15 protein-coding genes and 1 tRNA gene are annotated in these 11,023 nt (G+C 68.9%); 6 read left to right on the top strand and 10 right to left on the bottom strand.

Going from position 1 to position 11,023, the window contains the following annotated elements; all coding sequences use genetic code 11:
* Positions 1–110: 110 nt before the first annotated feature.
* The 4 genes from ABJK26_RS00890 to ABJK26_RS00875 are packed head-to-tail and all read right to left on the bottom strand — an operon-like array spanning position 111 to position 3,155.
* The gene (locus ABJK26_RS00890) at positions 111–1,610 is read right to left on the bottom strand and encodes a pilus assembly PilX N-terminal domain-containing protein (RefSeq protein WP_347240304.1); all 1,500 of its coding nucleotides are present in this window, start codon (positions 1,608–1,610) and stop codon (positions 111–113) included.
* 12 nt (positions 1,611–1,622) lie between these two features.
* Positions 1,623–2,333: a prepilin-type N-terminal cleavage/methylation domain-containing protein gene (locus ABJK26_RS00885; protein ID WP_347240303.1), complete on the bottom strand. Its 711-nt coding sequence runs from the start codon at positions 2,331–2,333 to the stop codon at positions 1,623–1,625.
* Positions 2,330–2,668 (bottom strand): prepilin, encoded by a 339-nt coding sequence (locus ABJK26_RS00880; RefSeq protein WP_347240305.1) that lies wholly within the window; start codon positions 2,666–2,668, stop codon positions 2,330–2,332. Before ABJK26_RS00880 ends, ABJK26_RS00885 begins: the two co-directional genes overlap by 4 nt.
* 19 nt (positions 2,669–2,687) lie before the next feature.
* On the bottom strand, positions 2,688–3,155 hold the full coding sequence (locus tag ABJK26_RS00875; protein ID WP_347240302.1) for a GspH/FimT family protein: 468 nt from the start codon (positions 3,153–3,155) through the stop codon (positions 2,688–2,690).
* Between the two features lie 68 nt (positions 3,156–3,223).
* Between ABJK26_RS00875 and ABJK26_RS00870 the strand changes: the two genes are divergently transcribed.
* A complete protein-coding gene (locus ABJK26_RS00870; protein WP_347240301.1) occupies positions 3,224–4,414 on the top strand; it encodes a thiolase family protein in 1,191 nt (396 codons plus the stop codon).
* On the opposite strand, the gene ABJK26_RS00865 is transcribed toward ABJK26_RS00870, so the two are convergent.
* The 4 genes from ABJK26_RS00865 to trpS all read right to left on the bottom strand — a co-directional run bounded on the left by ABJK26_RS00865 (position 4,411) and on the right by trpS (position 6,572).
* Complete coding sequence (locus ABJK26_RS00865; protein ID WP_347240300.1) at positions 4,411–4,719, bottom strand: DUF503 domain-containing protein; 309 nt, start codon at positions 4,717–4,719, stop codon at positions 4,411–4,413. The genes ABJK26_RS00870 and ABJK26_RS00865 overlap by 4 nt on opposite strands.
* Positions 4,720–4,796: 77 nt before the next feature.
* A tRNA-Leu gene (locus ABJK26_RS00860) sits at positions 4,797–4,883 on the bottom strand.
* 16 nt (positions 4,884–4,899) lie between these two features.
* A complete protein-coding gene (locus ABJK26_RS00855) occupies positions 4,900–5,562 on the bottom strand; it encodes a chromosome segregation protein ScpA (protein ID WP_347240299.1) in 663 nt (220 codons plus the stop codon).
* The gene (trpS, locus tag ABJK26_RS00850) at positions 5,559–6,572 is read right to left on the bottom strand and encodes a tryptophan--tRNA ligase (protein ID WP_347240298.1); all 1,014 of its coding nucleotides are present in this window, start codon (positions 6,570–6,572) and stop codon (positions 5,559–5,561) included. The genes ABJK26_RS00855 and trpS overlap by 4 nt, the downstream gene beginning before the upstream one ends.
* A 63-nt stretch (positions 6,573–6,635) precedes the next feature.
* On the opposite strand from trpS, the gene ABJK26_RS00845 reads away from it, so the two are divergent.
* From ABJK26_RS00845 to rplS, 4 genes are read left to right on the top strand one after another with little or no spacing between them, the layout of a single operon-like run.
* Positions 6,636–6,854 carry a KH domain-containing protein gene (locus tag ABJK26_RS00845; protein ID WP_347240297.1) on the top strand — a complete coding sequence of 73 codons (219 nt, stop codon included), beginning with the start codon at positions 6,636–6,638 and terminating at the stop codon, positions 6,852–6,854.
* Between the two features lie 17 nt (positions 6,855–6,871).
* Positions 6,872–7,360: a ribosome maturation factor RimM gene (rimM, locus tag ABJK26_RS00840; protein WP_347240296.1), complete on the top strand. Its 489-nt coding sequence runs from the start codon at positions 6,872–6,874 to the stop codon at positions 7,358–7,360.
* Positions 7,360–8,079: a tRNA (guanosine(37)-N1)-methyltransferase TrmD gene (gene trmD, locus ABJK26_RS00835; RefSeq protein WP_347240295.1), complete on the top strand. Its 720-nt coding sequence runs from the start codon at positions 7,360–7,362 to the stop codon at positions 8,077–8,079. Before rimM ends, trmD begins: the two co-directional genes overlap by 1 nt.
* A gap of 56 nt (positions 8,080–8,135) precedes the next feature.
* Positions 8,136–8,543: a 50S ribosomal protein L19 gene (rplS, locus tag ABJK26_RS00830; RefSeq protein ID WP_347240294.1), complete on the top strand. Its 408-nt coding sequence runs from the start codon at positions 8,136–8,138 to the stop codon at positions 8,541–8,543.
* Between the two features lie 9 nt (positions 8,544–8,552).
* Here rplS and ABJK26_RS00825 read toward each other — a convergent pair whose 3' ends face one another.
* Positions 8,553–9,128: a response regulator transcription factor gene (locus ABJK26_RS00825; RefSeq protein WP_347240293.1), complete on the bottom strand. Its 576-nt coding sequence runs from the start codon at positions 9,126–9,128 to the stop codon at positions 8,553–8,555.
* Between the two features lie 36 nt (positions 9,129–9,164).
* On the opposite strand from ABJK26_RS00825, the gene sdaAA reads away from it, so the two are divergent.
* Positions 9,165–10,019, top strand: coding sequence for an L-serine ammonia-lyase, iron-sulfur-dependent, subunit alpha (sdaAA, locus tag ABJK26_RS00820; RefSeq protein WP_347240292.1), 855 nt, complete (start codon positions 9,165–9,167; stop codon positions 10,017–10,019).
* Between the two features lie 33 nt (positions 10,020–10,052).
* Here the strand turns inward: sdaAA and ABJK26_RS00815 are convergent, their stop codons facing one another.
* Positions 10,053–10,910: a sulfurtransferase gene (locus ABJK26_RS00815; RefSeq protein ID WP_347240291.1), complete on the bottom strand. Its 858-nt coding sequence runs from the start codon at positions 10,908–10,910 to the stop codon at positions 10,053–10,055.
* Positions 10,911–11,023 lie beyond the last annotated feature (113 nt).

Genomic DNA, 11,023 nt, shown 5'->3' with positions numbered 1-11,023 from the left:
TTGAGGCCTGGGTGTATCTGGGCATGCTACGCTTGTTGGTGAAGCGGCTGGCCAGCCTTTTACGACAGCCTCTTAGGCCCGCCCCGCCCTAGAGCGGGGCGGGCTTGGGCCTACCTCCGGCTCAGGACCACGGGCCGAAGCTGGCTGTCGGTGTTCGTGTTGGGCAGGTCGCTGTTGAGGGCGTTGGAGTTTTGGATGTAGAACTGCCCCCCGCCGTTTCGGATGGTGCCCCCGAGGCTCACCGCCCCGCCGATGAAGGCCCCGGTGCCGTTGAAGTGGATGGTTCCTCCTGCCCACATGAAGGCGTGGGTGTTGGCCCTGCCGTTGAAGGTGATGTCCCCCTCGCTCACCACTAGGAGGGCGCGGTTATTCAGCAGGTCGGCCCCGCCGTTGAAGGTGAGGGACTGCCGGGAGGCGAGGGTGGAGTTGCCCCGGAAGGTGGCGCCGTTGTTCAGGTTGAAGTATCCTCCGGTGTAGAAGCGGCTGTCCGTGGCCTGGACGTCCCCCAGGTTGATGCCCGACCCGGCGGCTACGTTCACCCCGTTGAGGGTGGCGGACCCGTTGACCTGGAAGGTGCTGCCCACGTAGAAGGTTACGTTGCTCAAGGCGGTGCCACCCGGGAGAGTGACGTTGTTCTGAACGCACACCTTGAGCCCGCTCCCGTTTAGGGCGCTTAGGACGAGCGGAAGGAGCTGGTTGACGTCCGTGGGGAGGCTCCCGGAGAAGCCCCTACTTAGGAGGAACTGGGTGAGCTCGCTGGCGTTTCCGGGGTCCAGGCTGGTGAAGCGGACGTCGCAGAGACCATTCGTTGTGGCATCGGCGTAGGGGCTTGTGGCCCTCACCCCGAGGCTATTCCTACTGATGGCGTCCACGTCGGGCCTGGTAATGCGGGTGGCCTGGTCCCACCGCACGACTCTACCCGTGACGGCGTCCAGGCAGGTGAGGTTGGGGTTGGAGGGGGTTTGGTACACCGGGCAGACCTGGTACCTGGGCGCGGAGCCATCGCAGACTACGCGGTTGTTCCCGCTCGCGTTGCACTGCGTGTCCGCGACCCCCGCCCCTCCCGTGATGGGCGGCGGGTTGACCTGGTTGAGGTTTCGGCACCCTTGGCCTGAGCTATCGCAGACCTGGATTTGACCCGGCAGGTTACCGTAGCCCAGGTCGGCGTGGAGGCGGCTTCCCCAGAGGTCCACCCCGCCGTTGATGGTGATGCGCCCGCCGCTAATCCATCCCTGGCCGAACAGGGGGTTTTGCGCCTGGGCAGGAACGGGCTGGAGGCGCACCACGGCCACGGCGGTGTGCCGGGCGAGGCCGGCCTGGCCCTGGCTTTCTATGCGGACCTCGTTCCCCTCAGGATTCTGGGGGGTGAGGGTGGCGGTATAGCCCTGGCCCGAGACGGTTTGGGCGGCGCTCAGGGATGGTTTGCCGTCCAGGTAGGCCAGGGCGTGGTCCACGCCCGCCTCGGCCCGCTGGCGGGCCTGGGCCCGGTTCAGGAGGTCGCCCCCCGTCTTCAGGTTGCCCAGGGCACTTTGCACCATGGCCAGGGAGAGCATGAGGACCACCGTCATCCCGATGAGGGCCACCACAACCGCTATGCCTTTTTGGTTCATGCCTTCCTCCCTTCAGCGCGCCAGGTTCGGCGTCTGGACAATCCAGAGCTTTTCCGCCCGAAGGCGCCCGTCGTTGGCCACCGCAGGAAGCTCAAGAAGGCTAGGGGAAAGCCCGGGAGGGTAGATGAGCGTGCTCCCGGGGGTGAAGGCGGGGGCCCCACCCCGCACGGGAGCGGAGGCCAGCAGGTAGAGGGCCAAGGCGCTCACCTTGGGGCTTGCGCCTTCTTGCCCCAGGTTCACCGCCTGGGCCTGCCGCTTCCAGGCGTCCCCTTCCAGGTAGGCGACCCGGAAGGCCTCCACCCGCACCTCGTCCCCTCCCAGAACGGGGTTGTCGGGTGAAGGGGCGCAGCCCGCTCCCGTGCAAGCGCCCCAGCGGAGCGCTCCCTGGTCCACCGCGTAGCCCGTGCCCCTTATCTGCCCCAGGCTTTCCCCGCAAAGCTCCTCCATGCCCGCTTCGCAGAGGAACCACCCCTGGAGGCTGTCCCCTTGGGAGTCTGGGCTCAGCGCCAGGGCCTGGCCCGTGAGGCGGTAGCCCACCGTGTAGAGCTCCCGGGCCAGCACGGTGGCGGTGAGGCTCAGCTCGTCGGCGAGCCGCCCCCTCGCCCTTTCCCGCTCCCTTAGGGTGATGCTGGAGTTTCCCAGGGCCAGCACCACCAGGAAGAGGCTTCCCATGAGAACGGAGGCCAGCAAGAGCTCGAGGAGGGAAAACCCTTGCCTTCTCATGGCCGATACACCACCGTTTCCAGCCGTTTGCCCTCCACCTCCAGAACCACCTGGTAGGCCCGCGCCTCCCCCGAGGTGGGGCAGGTGAGGCCGCCGTCCTGGGCCACGGCGCAAGGGGTGGCGGTGCAGGTGCCTTCCTTTCCCCCCAGGGTTAGGGGACCGTTGCAAAGGCTGAGGAGGCCTTGGGGGTCCTGCCTCAGCCTTTCCATGAAGTTCTCCATCTCCCGGACCACGGCCTGGAGCTCCCGGCCCTGCCGCCCGCCGCGGAGGCTTGTCATCTGCAGGGAAGCGAAGGCCAGCACCACCACGGCGAGGAGCCCCATGGCCAGGAGCACTTCCAGCAAGGTGAGGCCCTTACGAGCACGCATCGCCGCTCACCTCCCGCACCCTTCCTCCCATGCCCACGCACAGGGTGAGGCTCCGCCCGCCCAAGCGCAGGACCAAGCTCGCCCCCGTGTTGGGCCTTCCCAGGGCGTTGAAGCGGAGGCCCGGGGAGAAGCCGCTCCTGAGGTCTAGGGCCGCGCCGTACCCTCCTGGGTCAAACCGGCGCAGGGGGGCTTCCCCCGGGTCGCACGCTCGGTTTCGGTTTTCGTCCACGCAGCTCAGGAGCCCCCGGTCCTCCGGTACCACCGCCACCCCCGTTCCCCGGCGGATGGCCTCGGTGCGGGCGGCGAGGAGGAAGGTCCTGAGCTCGGTTCCCGCCGCCCTGAGGCGGTAGGCGGCGCTGTAGTTGGTGTAGGCAAGAGCGCCCAGGATGCCCAGGACGGCGAGGACCACGAGAAGTTCCAGCAAGCTGAGGCCGCGCTTTACCAAAGGGCCCACCTCCCTGACTCAGGTTAGGGGCTTCCCCCCGGGGTGCGCATCCCCCAAATGGGGGGTATGATGGGCCCATGCAGGAGGTCTACATCGTTTCCGCGGCCAGGACCCCCATCGGCAAGTTCGGGGGGGCCCTGAAGGACGTGAGCCCGGTGGAGCTCGGGGCCCACGCCATGCGGGAGGCCCTAAAGCGGGCCGGGGTGGAGGGGAAGGCCTTGGACCTCTACGTCTTCGGGAACGTGCTCCGGGCCGGGCACGGGCAGCTTCTGCCCAGGCAGGCCGCTCTAAGGGCGGGCATCCCCAAGGAGGTGGACGGGTACCAGGTGGACATGGTCTGCGCCTCGGGGATGATGGCGGTCTTAAACGCCTTCCAGTTCCTGCGCACGGGGGAGGCCCACCTGGTCCTCGCCGGGGGGATGGAGTCCATGAGCCAGGCGGGCTTTTACCTCTCCCACCGGGCGCGGTGGGGGTACAAGTTCCTCATGGGGGCGCCGGAGGGCCTCCAGGACATCCTCCTCCGGGACGGGCTTTCCGACCCCTTCACCGGCGAGGCCATGGGGGAGCAGGCGGAGCGCCTGGCCCAGGACCACGGGGTGACGCGGCGGGAGATTGACGAGGCCGCCTACCTCTCCCACCGGCGGGCCTGGGAGGCCACGGAGGGGGGCCAGTTCGCCTGGGAGATCTCTCCCTTGGAGCTTCCCGGCAAGAAGGGCCCCCTTGTGCTGGAGCGGGACGAGGGCATCCGGCCCGAGACCACCCCGGAGTCCCTGGCCGCCCTTAGGCCCGCTTTCAGGAAGGACGGGGTCCTCACCGCGGGGAACTCCAGCCAGATCTCCGACGGGGCGGCGGCCCTTCTCCTCGCCTCGGAGGAGGCGGTAAAGGCCCACGGGCTTAGGCCCATCGCCAAGGTGTTGGGCGGGGCCTGGGCCGCCGGGGAGCCTTGGCGCTTTCCCGAGGCACCCATCCCCGCGGCCAAAAGGCTTTTGGACCGGCTAGGCCTAAGGGTTTCGGACTTCGGCCTCTTTGAGAACAACGAGGCCTTCGCCCTGAACAACGTCCTCTTCAGCCGCCTCCTGGGGGTGCCCTACGAGAGGCTCAACGTCTTCGGAGGGGCCGTGGCCTTGGGCCACCCCATCGGGGCGAGCGGGGCGAGGATCCTGGTGACCCTCCTCAACGCCCTCCGGGTGAAGGGGGAGGAAAGGGGCCTCGCCGCCATCTGCCACGGGACCGGGGGGTCGGTGGCGGTGGCGGTGGAGCGGGTCTAGAGGAGGCCGTCCAGCTCAAAGGCCTCGAGGCGGAACTCCTCCAGGGCCACGCGGAAGCTCCCGTTTTGCGCCAGGAAGCGGGCGGCCTCCCTCAAGGTGGCCTCCACCCAGGCGGGGTCGTTGCCGAGGAGGCTAAAGCCCACCACCTCGTAGCCCCAGGCGTCCAGGCCGTAAAGCCTCGCGGCGGAGACGGGGAAGCGGGCCTTGAGCCTCTCCAGGGCGGGCTTGATGAGGGCCCGCTTCTCCTTGAGGCTCCGGGCCGGGGTCTCCAGCCTGGCGGCGTAGAGGCCGAGGTAGGCCTTCATCCCCTTCCTCCCCGCCCAGTTTGCTCCCTTGGGGCCCGAGGGGCAAGTGGCAAAGGCCCCGCCTTCGCGGGGCCCCTTGGTGCCGGGGGCGGGACTTGAACCCGCACGCCCTCGCGGGCACACGACCCTGAATCGTGCGCGTCTACCAATTCCGCCACCCCGGCAGACGCAAGGATCATTCTAGGCCACGCCCCTCCCCTCGTCAAGGTCCTGAAGTTCGCCCAAGGCCTCCACGTGGAGGGGGGCGAAGGGGGCCTCCTGGTAAAGGCGCACCTGGCCCAGGCGGTGGGCCTCGAGGAGGGCGGCGAAGGCCACCGCCCGCTCGGCCCAGGCGGGGAAGGGGAGGCTCTGGAAGACCACCCGCCCCTTGAGGAGGGGCCTTAGCCTCGCCCAAGCCTCCTTTAGGCCGAAGCCTCCTTGGGGCAGGTGGAGCACCGCCTTCTGAAAGCCCCGGGCCGCCTGGAGGAGGGCCTTGGGGGGGAGGCGGAGGGCGGGCTTGGGCAGGGGAGGGGGGGGCACGGGGAGGAGGCGGGCCCTCCGCTTGAGGCGGGCCTCGAGGAAGGCCACGGTCTCGGAGAGGTCCAGGAGGACCCGGACCAGGGGGGCCTCTTCTCCCTCCTCCTTGGGGATGAGGGCCTTTTCCGGGGCGAGCTTGAGGAGGAGGAGCTCGGCCAGCACGGGAAGGAGTTCGCTCCTGGCCTTCAGGTCCTCGGGGACCTGGGAGAGGGCCTGGTCCACCACCAGGAGGACGGGGACCTCCTTGGGGGAGAGGCGGCCCCGCCTTAGGGCCTTCCGCAGGGCCTCGAGGGAGCCCGTGAAGCCGGGGAAGCTGAGGTGGATCACCGCAGGACCGGGCGCTTCTTGGGCAGGAGAAGCCCCACCTTCTCCCGCACCTCCTCCATGGTGGCCCTGGCCACCTCCCTGGCCCGCCGGGCCCCCTCCAGCAGGGCGTCCATGACGTAGTCCGGGTCCCGCTTCAGGGCCTCGGCCCTTTCCCTTATGGGCCTCAGGGTCCGCATGAGGTGTTCAAAGAGGACCCGCTTCACCGTAAGGGTCCCCACCCCCGCCTTCCGGTACTCTTCCTTCAGGGCCTCCACCAGCTCCTTGGGGGCGAAGTAGGAGAGGTAGGTGAAGACGATGGTCCTCTCCGGGTCCCCGGGGTCGGAAAGCCGGATCCTCTGGGGGTCGTCGGGGAGGTGCTGGATCTTCTGCCAGATGCTCTCCTCGGGCTCCAGGAGGCCGATGGTGTTCCCTAAGGACTTGCTCATCTTGGCCTTGCCGTCAATCCCGGGAACCCTCGGGGCCTCGGGGTTCAGGAGAGCCTGGGGTTCGGGGAAGGTTTCCCCGAAGAGGTGGTTGAAGCGGCGGGCGATCTCCCGGGTGAGCTCAATGTGCTGCACCTGGTCCTCCCCCACGGGGACGGTGTCCGCCTTGTAGACGAGGATGTCCGCCGCCTGGAGCACGGGGTACATGAGGAGGCCCGCCCAAATGGTCTCCTGCTTGCTGGCCTTGTCCTTGAACTGGGTCATGCGGGTGAGGTCCCCCAAGGGGCTTAGGGTGGTGAAGACCCAGGCGAGCTCGGTGTGCTCGGGCACGTGGGACTGGACGAAGAGGGTGACCCGCTCGGGGTCAAGCCCCGCCGCCATGTTCACCAGGGCGGCCTCAAAGGTGCGCTGGGCGAGGGTCTTGGGGTCGTAGGCCAGGGGGTTGGTGAGGGCGTGGTAGTCCACGATGCAGAAGAAGGCGTCCCGCCCCAGCTTTTCCCCGATCTCCACCCACTGCTTGATGGCCCCCAGGTAGTTGCCGATGTGGATCTCCCCCGAGGGCTGGATGCCGGAGAGAACCCGTTTCATTACCTCCCAGGGTAGGGGGTGCGGGCCGGGGCGTCAACGCCGGGGGTGGGTTAGGATGGAGAGATGAAGGACCTGGTGGAGTACCTGGCCAAGAGCGTGGTGGACCGCCCCGAGGCGGTGCGGGTCCAGGAGCGGCGGGGCCCGGAGGGGCCCCTTTACGTGGTGGAGGTGGCCCAGGAGGACAAGGGCCGCCTCATCGGGAAGGGGGGGCGGGTGATCGAGGCCATCCGCACCCTGGTGCGGGCCTACGCCAAGCGCAAGGTGGGGGTGGAGGTGCGCTGAGGCCCTAGAATGAGGGTATGCGCCTGGTGGAGATCGGCCGCTTCGGAGCCCCCTTCGCCCTGAAGGGCGGGCTCAAGTTCCGGGGGGAACCGGTCCTCCTCCACCTGGAGCGGGTCTACGTGGAAGGCCACGGCTGGCGGGCGGTGGAGGACCTTTACCGGGTGGGGGAGGAGCTGGTGGTCCACCTGGCCGGGGTGGAAAGCCGGGAGCTGGCCGAAGCCCTGGTGGGCCTCAGGGTTTACGCCGAGGTGGCGGACCTCCCCCCCCTGGAGGAGGGGCGGTACTACTACTTCGCCCTCATGGGCCTGCCCGTCTACGTGGAGGGCGAGCAGGTGGGGGAGGTGGTGGACATCCTGGACGCCGGGGCCCAGGACGTCCTGGTGATCCGGGGGGTGAGGGAGAGGCTACGGGACCGGGCCGAGCGCCTGGTGCCCCTCCAGGCCCCCTACGTGCGGGTGGAGGAAGGGGCCATCCACGTGGAGCCCATCCCCGGCCTCTTTGACTGATGCGCTACACCCTCCTCACCCTCTTCCCCGGCCTCGTCCGGCCCTGGCTGGAGGAGTCCCTCATCGCCAAGGCCCGGGAGAGGGGGCTTCTTGAGGTGGAGGTGGTGGACCTCCGGGCCTATGGCCTGGGGCGGCACCGTGCGGTGGACGACACCCCCTATGGCGGGGGGGCGGGGATGGTGATCCGGGCCGACGTGGCCGTGGCCGCCCTGGAGGCCGCGGGCCCGGCGGACGAGGTCATCCTCCTCTCCCCGGCGGGGGAGCCCTTTACCCAGGGGGTGGCGGAGGACCTGGCGAAGAAGGGGCATCTGGTCCTCCTCTGCGGCCGCTACGAGGGGTTTGATGCCCGGGTGGAGGCCTTCGTCACCCGGGTGCTTTCCATCGGCGACTACGTGCTCATGGGGGGGGAGGTGGCCGCCCTGGCGGTCCTCGAGGCCACCGCCCGCCTCGTCCCCGGGGTCATCGGCGACCCGGAGAGCCACCGGGAGGACTCCTTCGTGCGGGGGCTTCTGGACTTCCCCCACTACACCCGCCCCCCCGAGTTCCGGGGGCTTAGGGTGCCCGAGGTCCTCCTCTCCGGGAACCACCAGGAGGTGCTCCGCTTCCGAAGGAAGGAGGCCCTGAGGCGCACCCTGGCCTTTAGGCCCGAGCTTCTCCGGGAGGCCCGCATCGGGGCCCTGGAGGCGGCCTGGCTTGCGGAACTGGACCGGGAGGGCTAAACTGGAGGCTGTTGCCCATGAACCCCTAAGGGTTCCTCTGGGACGGGAGGCTTGGCATGAACCGAGGCGCGCTTTTGAAGGTGGTGGAATCCCGCTACGCCCGCACCGACCTGCCCGAGTTCCGCCCCGGGGACACCGTGCGGGTGGCCTACCGGGTGAAGGAAGGCAACCGGAGCCGCATCCAGAACTTTGAGGGCATCGTCATCAAGGTTAAGCGCAACGGCTACAACTCCAGCTTCACCGTGCGCAAGGTGAGCTACGGGGTGGGGGTGGAGCGCATCTTTCCCCTGAACTCCCCCCTCATCGAGAAGGTGGAGATCGTCCAGCGGGGCCGGGCCCGCCGGGCCAAGCTTTACTTTATCCGCGAGCTTTCCGAGCGGGAGATCCGCCGCAAGCTCCGGGTGGACCGCAAGCGCACCGGGCAGGACATGGACAAGGCCAAGGGAGCCGCCCAGGAGGGATAGGAGAGGGCCTTAGATAAACCCCAGGGCGCGGGCCCTCTCCAGGGCCTCCACCCGGTTGCGGGCCCCCAGCTTCCCGTAGAGGCTTTCCAGGTGATCCTTCACCGTGTCCGGGGAGAGGCCGAGGGTCCTCGCCATCTCCTTGCCGGAAAGCCCTTGGGCCAGGAGCCTGAGCACCGCCTCCTCCCGGGGGGTGAGGCGGGGGAGGTCCGGGGGGGTGAGGCGCTCCTCCCCGGCGAGCACCCGGAGGAGGCGCCGCTTCAGCTCGGGGGCGGAGAGCTCCTTGGAGAAGTAGGCGTCGGCCCCCGCCCGGGCGGCCTCCCGGAGGAGGGCGGGCTCGAGGTAGGTGGTGAGGAGGGCGATGACGCCCCCGTACCCCGCCTCCCTGAGCTTCCGGGCGCAGGCGATGCCGTCCAACCCCGGCATGCGGAGGTCCAGGAGGACGGCCTCCGGCCTCAAGGAGAGGGCCTTCTCCAGGGCCTCTTGCCCGGTGGCCGCCTCGGCCACCACCTTTAGGCCCTCGGCCTCGAGGCCCGCTCTAAGGCCGAGGCGGAAGAGGGGGTGGTCGTCAGCGATGAGAAGCCGCATCCCCCTCAGGCTACTCCAAGGGGCTATACTCAGGGCATGCCTCTGACCTTAAGCGCCCTGGCCGAGCTTTCGGGCCTGGCCTCGGAGCACGTCCTCCGGGAGGAGGTGGAGGAAACGGGCATCCCCCCTGAGGTCATCCTCTCCAAGATGGCCGAAAGGCTTGAGGTGATGCGGGACTCCATCCGAAGGGGCCTCGCCTCCGACGCCCCCAGTGTGGCGGGCCTGGTGGGCAAAAACGCCAAGACCCTCTGGGAGGCCCCGGACCCCCTGCGGGACCCCCTTCTCAAGCGGGTGCAGGCCTACGCCATGGCGGTGAACGAGGAAAACGCCCGCATGGGGCGCATCGTGGCCGCCCCCACGGCGGGAAGCGCCGGAACGCTTCCCGGGGCCCTTTTGGGGGTGGCGGACCACCTGGGGATTCCCGACGAGAAGCTCCTCATGCCCTTGGTCCTGGCCGCCGGGGTGGCCAAGATGATCAGCCGGGTCATCCACATCTCCGGAGCGAGCGGGGGATGCCAGGCGGAGATCGGCTCTAGCGCCGCCATGGCCGCGGCCGCCGTGACCGAGCTTTTGGGCGGAAGCCCCGAGGCCTCGGCCCACGCCGCCGCCCTGGCCCTGCAGAACACCCTGGGCCTGGTCTGCGACCCCGTGGGGGGGTTCGTGGAGGTGCCCTGCGTGATGCGCAACGGCTTCTACGCCGTCCACGCGGTGAGCGCCGCCTCCATGGCCCTCGCGGGGATAAGGAGCGTCATCCCCCCGGACGAGGTGGTCCTGGCCATGGCGGGCATCGGCCGCCTCCTTCCCCTGGAGCTCAAGGAAACGGGCCTCGGGGGCCTGGCCGACACCCCCACGGGCCGGAGGCTTGCGGAAGAAGCCCTGAAGAAAACGTAGCGCTTCCGGGGCGCGAGCCCGCATGGGGCGGCGCTACTCCTCGCCCTTGGCGATGGGCACCCCCACCAGGTTGCCCCACTCCGTCCAGGAGCCGTCGTAGTTTTTCACCCGGGGGTAGCCCAGGAGGTACTTGAGGACGAACCAGGAGTGGCTGGACCGCTCGGCAATGCGGCAGTAGACCACCACGTCCTTGTCCTTGGTGACCCCCAAGGGCTCGTAGAGGGCCTGAAGCTCCTCGGCGCTTTTGAAGGTGCCGTCGGGGTTCACCGCCTTGTCCCAGGGGATGTTCTTGGCCCCGGGGATGTGCCCCGCCCTTAGGGCCCCCTCCTGGGGGTAGTCGGGCATGTGGGTGAGCTCCCCGCGGTACTCCTCGGGGCTACGCACGTCCACCAGGGCACCCTTGCCCTCCTTCACCTTGATGATCTGCTCCAGGACGTCGTCCCGGTAGGCCCGGATGGACTCGTCCCGGTAGGGAACCTCGTAGCGGCCCGGGGGATAGGAGGGCACCTCCGTGGTGAGGGGGCGGCCCTCCTCCACCCACTTCTGCCGCCCGCCGTTCATGAGGCGCACGTCCTCGTGCCCGTTGTACTTGAAGAACCAGAAGGCGTGGGCGGCCCACCAGTTGCTCTTGTCCCCGTAGAGCACCACGGTGGTGTCGTTGGAGATGCCGAGCCTCTCCATGAGCTTGGCGAACTCCTCCTCGCCGATGAAGTCCCGCACCACCGGGTCCCAGAAGTCCCGCTGCCAGTCAATCTTCTGGGCCCCGGGGATGTGGCCCGTCTCGTAGAGGAGGATGTCCTCGTCCACCTCCAGAACCCGGACCCTCGGGTCTTTCAGGTGCCCCTCTACCCACTCGGTGCTCACCAGGACCTCGGGATGGGCGTACCTCATAGAACACCTCCGCTCCCAACATACCCTTGAGCGTGAAAACGGCAAGGAGGCGGCCTCACAGACGATCTTACCCCAGCGACCTCAGCGATGCGGAGTGGGCCCTCCTGGAACCC

Origin of the sequence: Thermus sp. (genome assembly GCF_039793865.1) — a bacterium.
GTDB lineage: Bacteria > Deinococcota > Deinococci > Deinococcales > Thermaceae > Thermus.
The sequence above is the reverse complement of the archived record's forward strand: the minus strand, read 5'-3'. Positions and strand labels throughout refer to the sequence as shown.